The sequence below is a fragment of the Neisseria sp. P0001.S007 genome (genome assembly GCF_051963655.1).
GTDB classification, from domain to species: Bacteria; Pseudomonadota; Gammaproteobacteria; order Burkholderiales; family Neisseriaceae; genus Neisseria; species Neisseria subflava_A.
Window position 1 is genome coordinate 110,981 of record NZ_JBQCUB010000005.1, and the last position, 19,830, is coordinate 130,810.

Consider the following 19,830-nt stretch of genomic DNA (forward strand, 5'->3'; position numbering starts at 1 on the left):
CACGATTATCGTGTTTTTGTTTTCAGACGGCCTTTAGGTCTTGTTTTTCGTCGGTTTTGGGGTGTTAAACCACTAAACAATACAGTCAATGCTGCACCTGTGGGCAGGTCGATCAGTACGAGGGGAAAGAATGCTGTAGAGTCCAAAGTTGTCAGCTCGTGCAACACGGTTAACATAGCAACGGAAACGTGTATACTGAATAAGCAGTTGCTGCCTTGGTCAACTGCCAATCAATGACCTGCTCTAATTTCAATAGTGGGAAACGGTCGATGTGTTTGGCAATCATGGCCTGTGCGATTTGTTGGAAGAAGGTACTCATGAGAAATCCCCTAAATGTCTTGGGTCGGAATTTAGGGGATTTTTGGGAATTTTGTAAAGGTCTCAAATAATGAAATTAACGAAATATCCTTATAATTCCATAAGAGAGTTAGAGGACTATTTACTAAATACTTATCAAAAATATATTATTCTAAGAGAGGAAGGAAAGGAGATTTATCGATGTTTCATTCTTTCTTTTCACAAAGAATTCAATATAGGTATTGGATTAGCTGTTTCCTGTATAAGTATTTCCCCAAAAGTATTAATACTTGATGATAAAAATATTTTTATCGGATTTGATTCAGTCGTTTTTTGTATTTCTATACAAAAATTAGAAGTTAATATGATAAATATAGATGGAATAGTTTTTGATATTTATTTATTTATTGGAGAATCAAAAAATTTGTATTATTCATGAGTTGGGTGCAATTATTACAGATAAAAACTTAACAAGAGAGAATTTAGTATCTACCGATATAATATCAGACTGGAAAATAGATAAAATTAATAAGTTAATTATATTAACAGAATTAGACTCTGAAAAAATAATTTCTCTAAATTATGATTGAGGATGCTTGGTTATTTAAGATATTCTCCTTATTACGTAATACAGGTTGGCTGAAAACTAGGAAACTGTTTCAGACGACCTTTATTTATCGGCTTGAGCGGCGGCGACACTACCTATGCTAACTCTAATAGACGGCCATTTTTATAGGTCAGTTGAAAATAGCCGTTCTATTTTTTCAATAACTCCAAATGAATTAAAAGTTATTTTACAAAGTAGAAATACGATATCCTCTCCAGTAACAGCCATCCCTGGCGGTCAGTTTGTCCGTGTAGTCGATACTGGTAAGAATATTGGTATAACTAGTTTGAAGGAAGGAGGAACACCAACTAGATATATTAAGATATTTACTGACGAAATGGGAAATTTAATCACAACATATCCAGTGAAAGGGCAGTAATTATGCAAAAAAAATAATACTTTCTTTAAAAGAAAAAATAGAGGGTATAGGTAATAATGTAGATCATATCTTACTCGCAACTTTAATTCTTAAATGGTTACATGATTATCCTAGTTTAGAGAAAGAATTTTTAGATCACCGTTCAAATATTTCTGAATTTATGAATATAGAAATTTTAGATATCCCTAATTATCCAATAAAAAAATCACTAATTAGTTTTTACGATTTAAAAGCTCTTAAACGGCAAATAGATATTTCCATGCAAAGAAATAATTCATATATTTATCAATCGCTACAAAATTTTTTAGAGAATTTATTTATTATTCAAGAACCAGATATGGAATGTAATATTTGCCATGGCACCTATGGTTTTGATTTATGGAAGGAAATCGAGACTAATAGATTAGTTTATTGCTGCAAAACATGTGCATTCTCAGAATATGTTAGTGGGGAATTTAGAAATAATGAAAATCACCTTACCATTCCAAAAAATGATGATTTGAGTTTATTGAATACATAATTAATAGAATAAGTTATATAAAACCATGTTTACATTTTTCATCATGAGAAGCTTATGACTGAATTAAATCTTGTTTTAGATAACCTCAACTTGTTGCAAACTAGAAAAGGAGAATAACCATGAATCATGAGCAAGCCGTAGCCCATATGAAATCTAAACTCAACAAGTAGGATGTGTGCGGAACGCACGCATGCGGTTCTCAAGGTTTGAGCTAAGAGGCCGTCTGAAACAATAACTACGGTTTCAGACGGCCTTTTACGTTACGCGCTCAATCAAGCGTGATACTGACGGGACAATTCGTGTACGGTATCGACCAAGATTTTGGCGTGTTCCGGATTGGCGTGTTGGTTGATGCCGTGTCCGAGGTTGAATACATGGCCGCTGCCGTTGCCGTAGTCGGCAAGGATGCGTGCGACTTCGGTGCGGATAGATTCCGGTGTGCCAAAGAGGGTGAACGGATCAAAATTGCCTTGCAGGGCAACTTGTTCGCCGACGCGACGGCGGGCTTCGCCGATGTTACAGGTCCAGTCCAAGCCTAATGCGTCTGCGCCGATTTCTGCCATGCTTTCCAGCCATAAGCCGCCGCCTTTCGCAAATACGATAACAGGCACGCGGCGGCCTTCGCTTTCGCGTTTGAGTCCGGCAACGATTTGTCGGATGTACTTCAGGCTGAACTCTTTAAACGCTGCATCGCTCAACACGCCGCCCCAAGTGTCGAAAATTTGTACGGCTTGTGCGCCGGCATCGATTTGGGCGTTGAGATAAGCGGTAACGGCTTGAGCATTGGTGTCGAGGATTTTATGCAGCAAATCAGGGCGCGAATACATCATGGTTTTGATGGTGCGGAATTCTTTGCTGCTGCCACCTTCAACCATGTAGCAGGCGAGTGTGAACGGGCTGCCGGAGAAGCCGATCAGCGGAACTCGGCTGTCCAGTGCTTTACGGATGGAAGTCACGGCATCAAAGACGTATTGCAGTTTTTCCATGTCGGGAACTTGCAGTTTTGCAATGTCGGCTTCGTGTTGCAAAGCGCGTTCAAATTTTGGGCCTTCACCTTCGGCAAAATACAGGCCTAAACCCATGGCATCTGGAACGGTCAGAATATCGGAAAACAGAATTGCCGCATCCAGATCAAAACGTTCTAAAGGCTGGATGGTGACTTCGGTCGCCAGCTCGGTGTTTTTGCACAAATCGAGAAAGCTACCTGCGCGTGCGCGCGTGGCTTTGTATTCAGGCAGATAGCGTCCGGCTTGGCGCATCATCCAGATAGGTGTGTATTCGACAGGCTGTTTAAGCAGGGCGCGGAGGAAAGTGTCGTTTTTCAGAGCAGTCATGATAAATAGGCTTTCTGATTTGGTGTGTTGGACAAAGTTCAGACGGCCTTAGATATGTATTGAGGCCGTCTGAAATGATTAAATGGTTGGTTCTGTTGTAGATTTCATACTGTCGCTTAATACAAAATCAGCACATCAATTTGGTTGAGGAAGGGCTGCCGGATGTTCTTCTTCGGCCACGCTTTCCAAAACCAGATTGCGTTGTTCTTGCGCTTTTTGCGGTTGGTCGGTTTCATCAAACACGCGCGCTAGGACTAAATGTGCGGATACGCTTGGTTGCAGGGCGATGCTGGCTTCGAGGTAGCCTTGGGCTTTGCCCCAAAGTTTACGGCCGTAGGCCAGTTGGCCAAGATACATTAACAGCGGTGCATTGTCGGGTTGTTCCTGCAACCAAGAATCTGCCAAGTCGATGGCTTTTTGTTGCTCGCGCTCGCTTAGGAAACGCACGGATTCGACAAATGCCTCCAAAAGCTCGGGCTGGCGGGTTTGCGGATAATAGGTTTTAACCCATTTGACTGCATCGGCATACAAACCCAAACGCTCGTATTTTTCGGCAATCGCGACACACAATTCGCCTGATTTCAAGCTTTCAGGAATGTGTTTCAAACAAGCTTTCAGGCTGCCTGCATCGGTTGCTTCGCTTAAGAGGCGGCGATATGCCCAATTTTGATACTGTTCGGCTTCATAATCGTTGATGGCGCCGGCTTTGACCAGTTTTTCCGCTTTTGCCAAGACATCTGAAGCATCGCCATGATCAAAGGCATAACGTAATTGCAGGCGGACTAGGCGGCTTAAGTTGCTATTGATTTTTGCTGCGGCTTCAAGGTTTTGTGCGGCAGTCGGATAATCGCGGCGGCTCAGTGCAGATTCGGCCAGCAAAAGATGACGGGACAGTTGCTGCTTTTGTGGAAGGTGTTCGATTTCGTGCAGATAGCGGTCGCGCAATTCGAAGTTTTCCATTTGGTCGGCCGCGTGCGCGCCCAACATCAAAGCCAGGGTACGGTTGTCGCCTGCTTCTTTATTTTGCAAGACTTTGGCGGCTTCTTGCTCAGCTTTTTCAAAACGGCCTTCAAAATATGCCAAACCTGCGCTGTTCAAAGAGGCAGAAGCCTGACGACCTTTGCGGGCAATACCGAAGCGTTGCATACGCGCCGGAATGTTCAAGAGGCCGAACACGAATTTAATCAGGAAATACAAGACGAATACGCTCAACAGCAGGCCTAAAACAAAGGCATGCAGATTGATACGCAGCATGGTTTGCTCAACCACGACGTACACGTTGCCGGTATAAATGCCGGAAGCCAACGCTAAACCAACGGCGGCGGCAAACAGAATGACAATCCAAACGACGGTTTTCATGCTTGCTCTCCTTTAATTTTGGCAGCAGGCTTGGTTTGGTTTTGTGGTTTGGCAGCTTCGGCGGCCGGTTCTTTTTTGTTTTCAGACGGCAATGCAGGTGCTTCCAAAGACTGAGGAGCGGAAGCGGCAGCCGGTGCGGCAGTTGTGGCTTGCTCGGTGGTTGCAGCCGGAGCGGAAACGGTTTTCTCGGTAGCTTGGGTTTGTGCAGCTTCTTCGGTCGTCATTTGTGTACGCGAACCTTCTTGATAAGCGCGAACGGCGCTCAAGCTGGCTTTCAGGCTGTCATCTGAAATCATGCGGACATCAAGGGCTTTGAGTTCGGCCAACTCTTTCAGCCATGACTGGGTAGCAGGGGATTTGCTGTCGAAGTATTGCTTCACAGTTGCTTCAACGTTGTTCAAATCGCTTTGATACACTTCGCCGTTGTGTTGCAACAGGGCAATGCGCGCATCCAAAAGGCGCAGGCGCAGGTTTTCACGGATGAAGTAGGTTTGATCGGGTGAAATCAACATGGCGTCGTTGCTGTCCAGATGACGGACTTCAACCAAGCCTTTGAGGGCATTGAGGGATTTTTCCCATGTGTTTTCCCACCAAGTGCCTGAATTAGCGGCTTCGACAGGTGCGGCACCCGGTTTTAATACGCCGTCCAAGACTAAAGGCAGTCCGGAAATACCGGTTTCCAAACGGTCGATACGCAAGGCAGTAGCGGAAATATCGACATAAGGACGGTTTTTCAGCGCGGCCAAATCATTGCTGATGGCTTGCTTGATGGGGATAAGCTCAGGCTGTTCAAAACGGCTTAAGCGGCTGTCGATGTGTTCCAATACGCTGACCGCGCCTTGAAGGTTGCCTGACAGCATCAATTGTTGCGAAGCAGTGTTCAACATCGATTCGGCTTCGTCGACCAGCCAGTTGATACGGCCTTTGAGCAGCTCTTGATAAGCTTTCTGAGTTTGTAGAATTTGATCGCTATTGTTTTTTTGACCGTTGTTCAGGCGGTCTAACTCGGCCTGAATAGCGGTTTGGCGGTTGAGGTTGTCTTTTAAAAGGCTGGCGTTTTCAGATTCGCCTAACGCAGCTTTGTCGATTTTTTGGTTGAATTCGAGCTCTTGGTTTTTTAAAACATTTTGACCCTGTACAAACAGGAATCCGCTCGCGCCTAGGCCAAGCAGTGCGAAGACGATCGCACCTGCGGCCAAGGCTTTGCCGCCAGATTGTTTGATGATAACAGGGGCGTTGTTTTGTGGGAGATTGTTGGACTCGGGCATGCTCGCCTCCACTTGCTGAGGTTGGGTAGGTTTGATTTGTTCAGACGGCCTGGTGTTTTCAGAACGTTCAGGCGCCGTAGTTGCCGTATTGGCAACTTGTTGGGTATCTTTATTGTCTTCGACTGGGTTCACTGCTTGGCTCCTTTGTGGTATGGATGAAAGTGCAGCGGATAAAGAAGTGACGGTTTCTACATGTTTGGCACCGACGATGCGAAGCGCATCGGCAATGCGAGGATGGTGGGTAAAGTATAGCAAGGATTCGAAGAATCGGGAAAATTGCGGCGGAATCTGATGGAAAAATTCGCGCGCAAGTTCGCCGGATGTAATGTAGGCGGCGGCGATGTCTTCGGTTTTAAAGTGCTGCCAATCGATGGCGTGTGGCCGTCTGAAATAGATTTCGGCGATGTCGATTTGGAAACCCAGTTCGGTCAGTTTGTCTGCCAGAAAATCACGGCCGCCATGACCTCGAATGATTAAAACTCGGGCATTAGGTGGCAGGTTTTTCCAAATAGGCATTCTCAAGACGGCTTCGCTGTCGTTGCCATCTTCGGGAGAGAATACGGGATAGGGGGAGAATTGCGCCAAAGTATGTTGGCTGGTTTGGCCGACGGTAATGTGTACTTTAGGGCCGTCTGAAAAGGTCAGATACGGTACTGCAGTTTCAATAGTGGTCGGGCTGACCCAAAACACCACATCGGCTTGCTTGAATTGTTCGGGAAGTTTGTTTAGTGCCGAACGGTCTGCCTCTATTTCAATCGGACTCAATACCTGAGCCTGCCAACCGGCTGCATGGCAGGTTTGGATATCTTGCTGTGGACGGTTGGACGGACGGATGATGAGTAGAGTAGGCATAATGTAGGATAAATTATTAAGGTTTAGGCCGTCTGAAAGAAGGGTTTCAGACGGCCTGTTGCTGACGTACGTTATTGATCGACGAATGCGCGCTCAATCAGGTAGTCACCGCGAACGCCGGTTTTCGGAGAAACGGTCAGGCCGAATTCGTCCAAGACGTTGCAGGTATCTTTCAACATGGCAGGGCTGCCACACAGCATGGCGCGGTCGTCTTGCGGATTGATTTTAGGCAGGCCGATGTCTTCGAAGAGTTTGCCGCTGCGCATCAAATCGGTCAGACGGCCTTGGTGTACATATTCTTCGCGTGAAACGATTGGGTAGTAAATCAGTTTTTCTTTAACCAAGTCGCCCAAGTATTCGTGTTCGGGTAATTCTTTGGTGAAGCGGTCGTAGTATGCCAAGTCTTTTTTGTAGCGTACGCCGTGAACCAAGATGATTTTTTCGAATTGCTCGTAAACATCAGGGTCTTTGGTAATGCTCAAGAAAGGGGCGATACCGGTACCGGTGCTCAAGAGGTAGAGGTGTTTGCCCGGATTCAGGTCGCCGGCAACCAATGTACCGGTCGGTTTTTTACTGATGAGGACATCATCACCGACTTTAAGGTGTTGCAGGCGGCTGGTCAATGGGCCGTCTTGTACTTTAATACTGAAAAATTCCAGATGCTCTTCCCAGTTGGCGGAAGCCACGCTGTATGCGCGCATCAGTGGTTTGCCGTCTACCATCAGGCCGACCATGACGAATTGGCCGTTTTCAAAGCGCAAAGATTCGTCACGGGTGCAGGTGAAAGTGAAGTAAGCGTCGGTCCAGTGGTGTACGGACAAGACTTTCTGGGTGTTGAATGCTGCCATTGATATTTCCTGTCGGATAAGGCCGTCTGAAAAGGATAGGTCGGGGCGGCCAAGGTTAATAAAAAGAATGGAATATGGTGTTCAGCTACTTGCTTGCCGGTTTGGCTGATTTTTCGCTGAGGCTGTGCAGGTCGGAATAGCGTCCACCTGCGTTGATCAATTCATGATGAGTACCTTGTTCGACGACATTGCCTTCGTGCATGACAACAATATTGTCGGCTTTTTCGATGGTCGAAAGTCGGTGGGCAATCACCAATGTGGTACGGTTTTGCATCAGGTTTTCCAATGCAGTTTGTACCAAACGTTCGGATTCATTATCCAATGCACTGGTGGCTTCGTCCAAAATCAAAATCGGCGCATTTTTCAAAAGCGCACGCGCAATGGCGAGGCGTTGACGTTGGCCACCGGACAGTTTTAAACCGTTTTCGCCAACTTCAGTGTGCAGGCCTTGTGGCATTTTTTGGATAAATTCCCAAGCATTCGCGGCTTTTGCAGCATTGATAATTTCTTCTTCACTGAATTTTTCAGCTTGAGCATAGGCAATGTTTTCAGCAATCGTACCATTAAACAGGACAACGTTTTGGCCGACGAAAGCCATGCGGCTGCGTAGGCTTTCGAGTGTATATTCATTGATGTTGATGCCGCCAATCAAGACCTTGCCTTCGTCCGGATTGAGGAAGCGCGGCAACATATTGGCCAAGGTGGTTTTACCGCAGCCTGATGCGCCGACCAATGCAGTCACTTTGCCTTGCGGCACAAGCAGGTTGATGTGGTTCAAGCTATTGCGTTCGGCTTCAGGATAGCGGTGTACAACATCGCAAAATTCGATATCGCCAGGGTTTGGGCTGAGAATCTGTTTGCCTTCGTTGCTTTCTTCGGGTTGATCCAAAAAGGTGAAGACACTTTCTGCCGCCGCCAAACCACGTTGCAGGGACTGCATCACGCCGGTCATGCGTTTGATGGGATCAAACATCATGATCATGCTGGACAAAAACGACATAAAATCGCCTGCGCTGAAGCCGGAAAGTCCAGCTTGGCGAGCTGCTGCATAAATAATCGCAGCCAATGCAACCGAAGCCATTAATTGCGTAATGCCGGTACCGGCAGAGCTGGCGGAAACCTGTTTGAGCAGGTTACGGCGCACATCATCGGCAATACAGTTGAAGCGGCGGTTTTCATAATCTTGACCGCCGTAGATTTTTACAACGCGTTCACCATTAATGCTTTCGCCCAAGACCTGCATCAGCTGGCCAAGATAAATTTGGTTGTTGGCAGACAGTTTGCGCAGGCGTTTGCTGACTGTTTGGATACATACAGCAACAACCGGCAAGATGATAAAAGTAATCAGGGTCAAACGCCAGTTCAGATAAGTTAGCAAGCCCAATAGGCCGACTACGCTCACGCCGTCTTTAGCAATCACGGTAATGACGTTAAACCCTGCATCGGTAATTTGATTGACGTCGTTCAAGATACGAGACATCAAACGGCCGCCGGTATTGCTGCTGAAATACGAAGTCGGCAGGTGCATCATTTTGTTGAACATTTCACCGCGCAAGCGCTGCACCAAGTGGCTGGACAGATAAGTCGTGCAATATTCGTTAATGAAGTTGAACAGGCCACGAATGAAAAACAGCGCCACAATTGCCAGCGGTAACCATGACATGCTTTTCATGTTTTTATCGACAAAACCTTCATTAATCAAAGGTTTGAGCAAGTAACCGAAAGCCGGCATCGTACCGGCGACAATCAGCATGGCCACTACGGAGACGATAAACATCTTCCAATAGCTTTTTAAATATCCAAGCAAACGCTTGTACAGCTCCCAGTTGGATGTGGCTTGTGTTGTCTGCATATCAATCCAGATTTAGAGCAAACATGCAATTCTAAACGAAAATATCTGTCATTACAATGTTTGCAATTGAAAGTCAAAAGGAGTTGGTATTGTTTTAACGCCTTGATTTTATATGATAACGACTGTAATGCGGTTGGATTGGAATAACGCTGCCTACTTCATAAACACCAGTCGCGGCCGTCTGAAAAAGTTTCAGACGGCCTCTTCAGTCGTCAAAGACAGCCGGTTAAGCCAAAGCTTCCTTAATGATGTCTTTTACTGTCGTTGCGTTATTAGGGACAACACGGACCCGTTGTGGCAGGTTTTCCAAGCCTTCCAATGCGGCCGGACGGGGGATAGCAACTTCGCCAACAGCTTCATGGATGGTGGCTTCAAATTTGGCAGCCAATGCGGTTTCGAGGCAGACGATGGTTTCGCCGGCTTCTCGTACTTCACGCGCTACTTTGACACCATCAGCTGTATGCGGATCAATCAGTTCATGATCTTGCTTGTAAACCTGTTTGATGGTGGCAAGGCGGTTGGCATGGGTCGATTTGCCGGAAACAAAGCCATATTGTTGATGTACTTTGTTTAAGACAAATTCCAAATTGAAACCTTTGCCGGAACCTACTTCAGCCCATAAGGTTTTGATTTCGTCTGCATCGCGGTCCATCAGGTCAAACACAAAACGCTCGAAGTTGGAGGCTTTGGAAATATCCATAGACGGGCTGGAAGTGACGTGGGTGTGTTCGCTGTTGCGCGGGCGGTATGCGCCGGTTTTGAAAAATTCGTCCAATACGTCGTTTTCATTGGTAGCGACAATCAAGCGGTGGATAGGCAGACCCATTTGGCGGGCGATATGGCCGGCGCAGACATTGCCGAAGTTGCCGCTTGGTACGCAGAAGCTGACTTTTTCGTCATTGCTCGAAGTGGCATTGAAATAACCGGCAAAGTAGTACACGACTTGGGCGACGATACGGCCCCAGTTGATGGAGTTGACTGTGCCGATGTGGTATTTGGCTTTGAATTCGGCATCGTTTTGTACGGCTTTGACGATGTCTTGGCAGTCGTCAAACATGCCTTCAACGGCGATATTGTGGATATTAGCATCTTGCAGGCTGAACATTTGCGCGCGTTGGAATGCGCTCATTTTACCTTCCGGCGAGAGCATGAAGACGTTGACACCTTTTTTACCGCGCAGGGCGTATTCGGCGGCAGAGCCGGTGTCGCCGCTGGTGGCACCCAAGATATTGAGTTCTTTGCCTTCTTTGTTCAATACATATTCAAACGCATTGCCCAAGAATTGCATGGCCATGTCTTTGAATGCCAAAGTCGGGCCGTTGGAGAGGGCTTGAATTTTGATGCCGTCTGAAAGTGTGCGCACCGGAGTAATGGCTTGGGTACCGAATACTTCTTCGGTGTAGGTACGGTTGATGATGTCGCGTAAATCATCAGCAGGGATGTCGGTGGCAAACAGGCTCATGACTTCAAACGCCAGCTCAGGATAGCTGAGTGTGCGCCATTGGTCTAAGGTAGCATGGTCGATTTGAGGGTATTGCTCAGGCAGCATCAAACCGCCGTCAGGAGCCAAGCCCATCAATAAAACTTCGCTGAATTGCTTGCGTGCGGTTGCACCGCGGGTGCTGATATATTTCATGATTTCTTCTCTATAAAAACAAAAATATTGCCGGTCAAAACAGGAAACCCGCCTGCGAACCATCCCGCAAGCCGCCCTATCTCGACCTTAATCCACTATAAACTTTCAGACAACCCCGATACACAGAGGTCGTCTGAAAAACATTATCTATACAGACGCTTGAAACAAGCATTGACGGTTTTCACCGTTACCGACGCAATCGCCCGATCCCGTGAAGAAGGATTCAAAACATCCATCAACTCTTGCGCGGACACCTGATTCGGCGCCTCCTCGCTCGCGCAACCGCAGATTTTGTCTTCCCACTCGCGCTGTTTGTCCGCACTCATCGTCAGCGCGACCAAACGCCACTCATTGCGCTTGTTCAACTCCGAACGGCATTGATGATCGACCGCCATCTTCATCACGCTGCCGCCGATACCCGTACCGCCGCCCAAACCGCCGAACGCCGAGTCAGAATCATAAGCGCAACCGCCCAACAACGCCGTCACAGAAGCAACAGCAACAATCTTTTTCATATTCATAGCCATCCCTTGCCGCAAGGTCGTCAGAAACGCCCCGCAAAGTCTTTAAACAAACGCGTATTATACCGTAAGCAGTGTGAGATGGGGGATTGGGGAAAGTCGGGTATAATCCGTTTTTTTGGGAAAATGAAAATAGAGGATTGATCAATGGCTAACTCAAACGAAAATACGCAAAACCCTAAAGATAATCAAAACACAATGACTGACGAAGGTATTCAAGAGCATTCAGAGCATACCGCTGAAAATAAACAGCCTGAATCAGAAGAAAATGCCGCAAAAAACGATGATGCTGCAAAACAGGAAGAAATGAAACAAGCTGATACAGTTGAGCAACCAAAAGAGCAAAGAAAACTGTCTGAACATTTGGAAACCATCAGTAAACTCATCGGAATATCAACAGTATTAGGTATTCTCTTCGGTGGGTTTGTTATATATGTCTATCTCTTAAAGATTAATCAATTAAGTATTTTTCCTGATGTAATAAGCAATCCGTCTAGCCTAATTGCTGCAATTACAATTTTTATAATTATTTTTATTATTATATTTTTGTTGTACTATCTTTCGGTGTATTTATTTTTACCAGAGTTTGAAGTTTCAAAACAGGTCATTCAAAACTGGAAATCTCCTGAATCAAATAACTCTGATAAATCTGAGCATTTAGGAGCAAGACTATTTTCAACCATCATTTACTCCATTATTATTTATTTTCTTTTACTATTACTTAAAATTTATTTAGAATATTTATTTCCTCAAGCAGAAGATTTATTTATAGTTCCATTTTTATTACTGATAGCTACCCTAATAATTTCAGATTATATACTTAACCACTCCATTAACTCTCTCAATTCAAGCTATAGATCTGTTATTAAGGTAGTCATGACAGCAGTCATATTATTATGTCTAGTAGCATTTGGTTCTAGTAATAAAATAGGAATCTTAAATTTTACCTATGCCATTGAAATTCCTAGAAACTCCTCATGGTACTTATTGCATAATAACTTCCAACAAAACAACGGTTCTCAGGAAACTAACGGCATTGATAAAAATGACTTAATAAAATTAAAACAAAATTTCAAATGTTCTATTCTTTCAGAAAAAGAAAAAAAAGATAAAAACATTGAATGTTCTTCGATTCCCGAACAACGCAACAACGCCCTATACGGCTATATGGCGTGGAATTTAGGCGACACTAAGGTTTTCTGCCCACCGACTGTTGATAACACCAAAGCCGACTCCACTAAAATTAAAGATGAGAACCCTAAAACTAAAGAACAAGAAGAAGCTGATAAATTAGCTGAAGAATGTATCATCATCAGCGGAAAAGCCCTGCAAATCATGCCGGAAAGTTATATCAGTACCAATACTGATGGCATTGACGACGGCAATCCTGACAATACCGGTCATGACGATCCTGCAATTGATATCAATACTGACGTTAGATTCAAAAATGACCTTAATGCCCAATCCAATGCCGGCTTAAATAATTTCAATATCCAACCTGTCTTGCCGATACAATCCAATGCAAAAAATATGTCAATCCAGATTCATTACGGCAGCTGTAATCATGATTCGCCAAGAAACAAGGATGGTCATCCTGATATAGGATACACGGACAAAAAAATCTGCCAGTAAGTTATGGCAAACCCATGCCGTCATTCCCGCGCAGGCGGGAATCCATCTTTGAGGATAGGCAAAACCATAAAAATCAATCAACTAAAATTTATAAGTAGATTCCCGCCTGCGCGGGAATGACGGTTGTGATGTATCCTGTCTTTATTGCTCCCTTTGCCATCCGTCCGTTTTCAGACGACCTGCTATAATCCACGTCGTCTGAAAACCCTCTTTCACGGAAACCGCCATGTCCGACCTTTTTACCCGCCAACCCGATGCGCCGCTTGCCGAACGCCTGCGTCCGCATACGCTTGATGATGTTATCGGGCAGCAGCATTTAATCGGCGAAGGCAAACCGCTGCGTGTGGCGGTGGAAGGCGGGAAGCCGCATTCCATGTTGCTGTGGGGACCGCCGGGCGTGGGCAAGACGACGTTGGCGCGGATTTTGGCTCAGAGTTTCAATGCCCAGTTTCTGCCTGTTTCCGCCGTGTTTTCCGGCGTAAAAGACATACGCGAGGCAATCGATAAAGCCGAAATCGCTTTGCAGCAGGGACGCGCGACGATTTTGTTTGTCGATGAAGTCCACCGCTTCAACAAGGCGCAGCAGGACGCGTTTTTGCCCCATGTCGAAAGCGGTTTGCTGACCTTTATTGGTGCGACTACGGAAAATCCGTCGTTTGAAGTCAATCCTGCGCTGTTGAGCCGCGCGCAGGTGTATGTTTTGCAATCCTTGTCTTCAGACGACCTCAAAAAGCTGATTGCCAAAGTATTAGCCTTGCCCGAATACCGGGATTTCACGATTGAAGCCGATGCGCAGGAGCTGCTCGTCAATACTGCCGATGGCGATGCACGCAGATTGTTAAACTTGATCGAGCAGCTTTTACGCGCCGCCGATACGCGTCGTCTGAAAACCTTAACCGCCGAATTTCTTGCCGATAGTTTGGGGGCGCAAATCCGTCGTTTTGATAAGGGTGGCGAGAGTTTCTACAATCAGATTTCCGCGTTGCACAAATCCGTGCGCGGTTCGCATCCCAATGCGGCATTGTATTGGTTCTGCCGTATGCTCGATGGCGGCACCGACCCGCGCTACCTCGCCCGCCGCATTGTCCGCATGGCATGGGAAGATATCGGCTTGGCCGATCCGCGTGCTTTAACGATTGCCAATGATGCCGCTGCTACTTATGAGCGATTGGGTTCTCCAGAGGGTGAACTCGCTTTGGCTCAAGCCGTGTTGTATCTCGCCGCAGCCGCCAAATCCAATGCAGGTTATAAGGCATACAACCAAATGCGCCGTTTTGTCAAAGAAAATGCCAGCGACGAAGTGCCTGTCCACCTACGCAACGCCCCGACCAAGTTGATGAAAGAATTGGGCTACGGACGCGAATACCGCTATGCCCATGATGAACCCAATGCCTACGCTGCTGGAGAAAGCTATATGCCCGACAGCTTGGACGAACCGGATTTCTACCAACCCGTTCCGCGCGGACTGGAAATCAAAATTGGCGAAAAGCTGAAATGGTTGAAATCCTTGGATGAAGATGCGCTGGATGATTAAAACAGTAAATGTGTCTCAAGTTTCAGACGGCCTTTGGCTATTTTGAGCGTGATAAATTGTTTAATATTGGCATTATATCTTTAATTTCGCTATAATTTTGTCATCCTATTTTCTTGCCGAATAATCGAATACATAAAAAATCGCGGCTGCTGAACCCGATTTCCGAAACAAAATTAGAAAGCAGATAATGGACAGTTTAGATCAAGGTCGTAGCCGTGCATGGCGACGACATCAAGAGCAACGCCCTAGTCATCGTGTACATGGCAAAAATCCTTTGAAATATAAACCCGAAAAAAAGTGGGATTTGATGTATCTCCGCAGCAATAAAATCAAACGTGCACAAAAACTGGGTTTTATTTATCCGTTCAGACAGCATGAATTTGATGCTGAATGGTTTGATTAACTCAAAAGATACATTTTCGATTCAATCGAGATGGTTTTCACAAGGCGGATACTTTCCGCCTTTTTTAATTTTTATGAATGCACTTTTTATTTGTAGTCGTAACCAATGGCGCAGTCCTACCGCTGAAACCGTATTTCGACGTTATCCAAATGTACAGGCACGTTCTGCAGGGACCAGCCCCAATGCGCGGCATACTGTTTCCATAGATGATATTGCATGGGCGGATAAGATTTTCGTGATGGAACAAAAACATAAGAGCCGTCTGCTGGCACAGTTTCCCCGTGCTTTGCAATATAAGGAAATGATTGTTTTAGATATTCCTGATGATTACAGATACATGGATGAAGAGTTGATAGAAATATTGAAGGAAAGTGTCGTGCCTTATCTGTCTAGATAATGAGGTTTTCCTCAAGATTATCTGAAAAAAATATGACTTACTTCTAAGTAAAATTTATTCCAAAACATCATTTACTTCACGCATCACTGACAAATAAAACGCAAATCTAAAATCAAATTGAATTTTTCAGATGGCCTTTGCTGTTTGAATATTTTTAACCTATACCATACACACACTTTTTCATGAATATTTTTGAAGCCTTACTATTATTGTGCCTGCTGATTGTCATTAGCGCGTTTGTATCCTGTTCCGAACTTGCGCTGGCTTCGGCACGCAAAATCAAATTGCAGGTCATGGCGAAAGACGGCGGCGATACGCGCGCGCTTGACGTAATCAATATGCAGCAACAGCCGGGCAGTTTTATTACCGTTGTCCAAATCGGTTTGAACGCCGTCGCCATTCTTGCCGGTATTGTCGGTGAGGCAGCAATACGTCCGTATTTTGGCAAACTATTGGAGAACGCAGGTAGTTGGGGCAGCACAGTTGCCTCTTTGCTGACATTCTCGCTGGTTACAGGCAGCTTTATTTTAATTGCCGACCTGATGCCCAAGCGCATGGCAATGACCCATCCCGAAGCGGTGGCGGTACGCATTGTCCGTCCGATGATGTTTTTGATTTTTATCTTAAAGCCCCTTGTCTGGGTTTTTGACGGATTGGCAAACGCAATATTCAAACTCTTCAAAATCTCAACCGTCCGTCAGGAGCAGCTTACCTCGGAAGATATTTATGCCGTCGTTGATGCAGGTGCTCAGGCTGGTGTGTTGAAAGAACAAGAGCACTATCTGATTGAAAACATTTTCGATATGCAGGAGCGCACGGTCACTTCCACCATGAGCACGCGCGAATATATCGCCTATTTTGACAAACACGACGACAGCGATACCGTGTTGGAAATGATGTCGGACAAACCGCACAACAAATTCCTCGTATGTGACGGCGACTTGGAACGCGTCATCGGCTATATCGAATCGCATACTCTGCTGACCTTGTTTTTAAAAGAAAAAGACGTTCGCCTGACCGACAAGCGCGTGTTGCGCAAAGCCTTGTTTATCCCCGATACACTGTCGCTTTATGATGTATTGGAGACCTTCAAGACTTCCGGCGAAGACTTTGCCGTAGTGGTGAACGAATACGCGCTCGTGGTCGGCGTGGTAACGCTGAAAGATGTGATGAGTATTGTGATGGGCGAGCTGGTCAATACCGAAGAAGAGCCGCAAATTATCCGCCGTACCGAAGATACATGGTTGGTGGACGGTGCTACGCCGCTTACCGATGTTATGCGCGCATTGGATATTGAAGAGTTTCCCAATTCGGAAAACTACGAAACCATCGCCGGCTTTATGATGTATTCCCTGCGAAAAATCCCGAAACGCACGGATTTTCTGGTTTATGCAGGTTATAAGTTTGAAATCATCGACACCGAAAATCTGAAAATCGACCAGCTTTTGGTTTCTAAACAAGGAAATATGGCGGGGAAAATATAATAGGTTTTAAAGGAATATTTGTAGTATCAGATGAAAACGGGCAATCTTGAAATAAGTTGCTTATGATTTATGTCTTTTCTTAAGTTGTATAAAAGGCCGTCTGAAAATCAAATAATCAAAAAAGAAAACCGGATTTCCATCAACTGGGAATCCGGTTTGTTTTATTTTCAACTTAGAACGTCAGCCTTACACCAGCGCGGACGGAGCGGCCGGGCAATGGTGCGATATATTTGAGCATGGAGTTTTGCGGTCTTGCGGTACGGTTGGCAAGGTTGCGTGCATCGAGGAACCATTCGGCTGTCGATTTTCCATGTTTGGTGGTATGGCTCATGTACATATCCCACATGGTATAGCCGCCCAAAACAGGCTCTTTGTAGTTGGCAGCCATGTGGCCTGTATGTTTGGCAGGGCGGTAGCGTGTCAAGCTGGTGCCCAGTTGCCAGTTGCCTTTATTCCATGTCAGGCCTGCGCCGTAGCGGGATACGGGCATATTGGGCATGTAATAGCCGTTGTTGCGGACGCGGTTGCCATTGCCTAATGTGCTGTTGCGTTCGTCGTCCAAATCGGCGCGGTTGTGTACGAAGTCGCCAAACAGGCGGGCTTCCAATGTGCCGTATTTATTCAAGTCAAACCATTGGTTTACCTCCAATTCCACGCCGTGAAGTTGGGTATCGCCGGAGCGCCAGTATTTGGTTGGCAGGCGTTGGCCGCCGTCATGTGCGGCATCTACGAGGAAGGTGTAGTCTTTAAATTGGGTTTTATACCAGCTTGCACGGAAGCGGCCGTCTTTCCAACCGATTTCGCCGTTTACTTCCCAAGTCCCTGCTGTTTCCGGACGTAGGACATCGACTCCCCAGTGTGATTCTGAAGCCATCAGGGCATAGTGATCGCCACCTGCATACAACTCGTTGACTTCAGGGGCGCGTTGTGAACGGCTGTATCGTGCGCCCAGTTTTAAGAAGTCAAACAAATCTACGCCTAAGCCTGCATGATAGTGGTTCAAGCTGTATTTCAGACGGCCTCTCTCTTCCAATCCTTTAACGGTTGAGCTGTTGCGTCCAGGTTTGTAATCGCCGATGTCGACCGAGTGGCGGACTTCGCCATGTCGCCAACCCAAAGATGCATTCCAGTTTTTCCACTTGAAGTTTTCAAAAGCGAAAATGCCGTATTCTTTGCTGTCGGTATCGGGCAGGTAGGCATAGTTTCCGGTGCGTTTGCCGTTGATGCCTGAAGATTCGGTGCTGCGCTGTTTCCAATCTGCGCCCAATGTACCTTTCAGCCAAGAACCTGCTTTGTGGTTGAACTCCAAACGGCTTTGGAAAGTTTTGCTGTCCAAGGTTTGCATTTTGGTGTCGCCCAAGTATTCGGATGTCGGGTTTTGGGTATAGGCGGCTTGGAATTTGATGTTTTCAATCCATGGTGTCAATGGACGGTACATGGCTTCTGCCTGCCAACGGGTTTGTTGGGCGCGTACGGAAGCGTATTCGCGTACCGGTGCTTTGTGGGTACCGCCGTGGTGGTGGCCTGATTCGGCAAAATTGTAATAGCCGAAGCCTGCAATACCGGATTTGCTCAAGAAGCGGCTGACGGATACGCCTGCATAGCTGCGCTCACCAATATGGCTCAAGCCGAAAGCAAAGTTTTGATTGCTCAGATGGCTGTTTTTCAGACGGCCTTTTTCAACAGGCATATCGTCTTTCATGGCATTGATGACTTTATTTCTAAAGTTTGGACTGCCGTCATAAAGCGGATTTTCTACCCAATTGCCCCAAAACGGTTTGTTTAATTTGTACAATTCAGATTCGTCAGGTTCTGAGCCGTCGTTATAGCGTTTCCATTGTTCAATGAAAGCCGGAATGTCTTTTGCGACATAACGGTAATAGCCTTTGTTTAAGGTTTCGGTAATGTCGGGCGTAACCTGACATGCCCACATCAGGCGAGAGCTATAAATATTGGCATGATCGTAACAGGCGGCCGGTTTGGAATCGCCCGGAATACGGTAATCATTGGCATGAGTGTCTGCCCCCGATAAATGCCAAGCTACATTGCCGACCTTGCCGTTTAATTTGAACGCTGCGACACGCGGCGTATTGTAGCCACCGCTGACTTCGACTTTGCTGTTTAAATCTTTTTCAGGCAGTTCTGTGGCAATCACGCCGGTATCGACATCAACTGCGCCGCCAATCGCATTGCCGCCATATAAGACTGCTGCCGATGATTTTAAAACGGTAATCTTTTCCGCCATGAACGGATTGACCATCAGTGGCAAATCGGGGCTGACAGAAGCGGCATCCGAAATACCCAAACCATTTTCACTGACATATACGCGCGAGCCGCTCAAGCTGCGGATTTGCGGTACGCCGGTATTAGGGCCGTAAGCATTGTTCTGAACGCCGGAGACTTGTTCCACAGTCTGTCCGAGCGATACGGCGCGTTTTGTTTTTAAATCGTTTGTAGTTAAAACTTCTCCATCTCTTAGATAGTCTTTTGCGCCAGGCTGCAAACGCCAGTTACTTGAAGGCACATTACCGACAACTTTGACTTCAGGTATATCTACTTGAGGAAGTTCTTCCGCAAATGACTGGCCTGAGAAAACAGCCAAAATGGCGCATAACATTTTATTTTTGTTACATAAAAATTGTTGTTTCACCGCTTATCCTTTATTGATATCACATTACGAAAGGCGTTATGATATATCTTTTTTGCGGTGATTATCATGAATAAACATGTCTATTTTAATTAGTTTTGATTATTATCAATAATTATAAATATTTGTAAAATTCAGTATAGACTAGTCATTAATAATTAGTTATAAAATATTAAAAAGGCCGAGACCTTTGCAAAATTCCTTTCCCCCAACAGCCGAAACCTAAACACAGGTTTTCGGCTGTTTTTGTTTCGAATATC

Annotated in this window: 16 protein-coding genes and 2 pseudogenes; 8 read left to right on the plus strand and 10 right to left on the minus strand. The window is 45.8% G+C overall.

Annotation, left to right across the window (positions count from 1 at the left end; all coding sequences use genetic code 11):
• Window positions 1-169 precede the first annotated feature (169 nt).
• Window positions 170-319, minus strand: a complete 150-nt coding sequence (locus tag ACTHRE_RS06445) for a hypothetical protein (protein ID WP_349267146.1) — start codon at window positions 317-319, stop codon at window positions 170-172.
• 69 nt (window positions 320-388) lie between these two features.
• Between ACTHRE_RS06445 and ACTHRE_RS06450 the strand changes: the two are divergent.
• The 3 genes and pseudogenes from ACTHRE_RS06450 (at window position 389) to ACTHRE_RS06460 (ending at window position 1,803) form a co-directional block, all read left to right on the plus strand.
• A pseudogene (locus ACTHRE_RS06450) lies at window positions 389-887 on the plus strand (hypothetical protein).
• A gap of 114 nt (window positions 888-1,001) precedes the next feature.
• Window positions 1,002-1,283 carry a hypothetical protein gene (locus ACTHRE_RS06455; protein WP_377073293.1) on the plus strand — a complete coding sequence of 94 codons (282 nt, stop codon included), beginning with the start codon at window positions 1,002-1,004 and terminating at the stop codon, window positions 1,281-1,283.
• Window positions 1,284-1,443: 160 nt separating this feature from the next.
• Complete coding sequence (locus tag ACTHRE_RS06460; RefSeq protein WP_377073295.1) at window positions 1,444-1,803, plus strand: hypothetical protein; 360 nt, start codon at window positions 1,444-1,446, stop codon at window positions 1,801-1,803.
• A gap of 272 nt (window positions 1,804-2,075) precedes the next feature.
• Here ACTHRE_RS06460 and hemE read toward each other — a convergent pair whose 3' ends face one another.
• The 8 genes and pseudogenes from hemE to ACTHRE_RS06500 all read right to left on the minus strand — a co-directional run bounded on the left by hemE (window position 2,076) and on the right by ACTHRE_RS06500 (window position 11,467).
• A complete protein-coding gene (gene hemE, locus ACTHRE_RS06465) occupies window positions 2,076-3,137 on the minus strand; it encodes a uroporphyrinogen decarboxylase (protein WP_377073297.1) in 1,062 nt (353 codons plus the stop codon).
• Between the two features lie 135 nt (window positions 3,138-3,272).
• Window positions 3,273-4,496, minus strand: a complete 1,224-nt coding sequence (locus tag ACTHRE_RS06470) for a heme biosynthesis protein HemY (RefSeq protein WP_377073298.1) — start codon at window positions 4,494-4,496, stop codon at window positions 3,273-3,275.
• A complete protein-coding gene (locus tag ACTHRE_RS06475; protein ID WP_377073310.1) occupies window positions 4,493-5,764 on the minus strand; it encodes a uroporphyrinogen-III C-methyltransferase in 1,272 nt (423 codons plus the stop codon). Before ACTHRE_RS06475 ends, ACTHRE_RS06470 begins: the two co-directional genes overlap by 4 nt.
• Before the next feature lie 156 nt (window positions 5,765-5,920).
• Window positions 5,921-6,616: pseudogene (locus tag ACTHRE_RS06480) on the minus strand (uroporphyrinogen-III synthase); the annotation flags it as partial.
• Window positions 6,617-6,687: 71 nt separating this feature from the next.
• Window positions 6,688-7,464, minus strand: coding sequence for a ferredoxin--NADP reductase (locus ACTHRE_RS06485; protein WP_049328975.1), 777 nt, complete (start codon window positions 7,462-7,464; stop codon window positions 6,688-6,690).
• A gap of 85 nt (window positions 7,465-7,549) precedes the next feature.
• Entirely contained in the window at window positions 7,550-9,316 is a 1,767-nt protein-coding gene (msbA, locus tag ACTHRE_RS06490; RefSeq protein WP_377073300.1) for a lipid A export permease/ATP-binding protein MsbA, read from the minus strand.
• A 226-nt stretch (window positions 9,317-9,542) separates the two neighbouring features.
• Entirely contained in the window at window positions 9,543-10,952 is a 1,410-nt protein-coding gene (gene thrC, locus ACTHRE_RS06495; RefSeq protein WP_377073302.1) for a threonine synthase, read from the minus strand.
• A gap of 143 nt (window positions 10,953-11,095) precedes the next feature.
• The gene (locus ACTHRE_RS06500; protein WP_377073312.1) at window positions 11,096-11,467 is read right to left on the minus strand and encodes a hypothetical protein; all 372 of its coding nucleotides are present in this window, start codon (window positions 11,465-11,467) and stop codon (window positions 11,096-11,098) included.
• Between the two features lie 153 nt (window positions 11,468-11,620).
• Here ACTHRE_RS06500 and ACTHRE_RS06505 point away from each other — a divergent pair, with 153 nt between their 5' ends.
• The 5 genes from ACTHRE_RS06505 (at window position 11,621) to ACTHRE_RS06525 (ending at window position 16,923) form a co-directional block, all read left to right on the plus strand.
• The gene (locus ACTHRE_RS06505) at window positions 11,621-13,105 is read left to right on the plus strand and encodes a hypothetical protein (RefSeq protein ID WP_377073304.1); all 1,485 of its coding nucleotides are present in this window, start codon (window positions 11,621-11,623) and stop codon (window positions 13,103-13,105) included.
• 226 nt (window positions 13,106-13,331) lie between these two features.
• A complete protein-coding gene (locus ACTHRE_RS06510) occupies window positions 13,332-14,639 on the plus strand; it encodes a replication-associated recombination protein A (RefSeq protein ID WP_440345006.1) in 1,308 nt (435 codons plus the stop codon).
• A gap of 187 nt (window positions 14,640-14,826) precedes the next feature.
• The gene (locus tag ACTHRE_RS06515; protein WP_036491173.1) at window positions 14,827-15,042 is read left to right on the plus strand and encodes a hypothetical protein; all 216 of its coding nucleotides are present in this window, start codon (window positions 14,827-14,829) and stop codon (window positions 15,040-15,042) included.
• Window positions 15,014-15,439, plus strand: a complete 426-nt coding sequence (locus ACTHRE_RS06520; RefSeq protein WP_231550755.1) for a low molecular weight protein tyrosine phosphatase family protein — start codon at window positions 15,014-15,016, stop codon at window positions 15,437-15,439. Before ACTHRE_RS06515 ends, ACTHRE_RS06520 begins: the two co-directional genes overlap by 29 nt.
• A gap of 182 nt (window positions 15,440-15,621) precedes the next feature.
• Complete coding sequence (locus tag ACTHRE_RS06525) at window positions 15,622-16,923, plus strand: hemolysin family protein (protein ID WP_371508037.1); 1,302 nt, start codon at window positions 15,622-15,624, stop codon at window positions 16,921-16,923.
• Window positions 16,924-17,095: 172 nt separating this feature from the next.
• Here the strand turns inward: ACTHRE_RS06525 and ACTHRE_RS06530 are convergent, their stop codons facing one another.
• Entirely contained in the window at window positions 17,096-19,540 is a 2,445-nt protein-coding gene (locus ACTHRE_RS06530) for a TonB-dependent receptor (RefSeq protein WP_440345005.1), read from the minus strand.
• Between the last annotated feature and the right edge of the window lie 290 nt (window positions 19,541-19,830).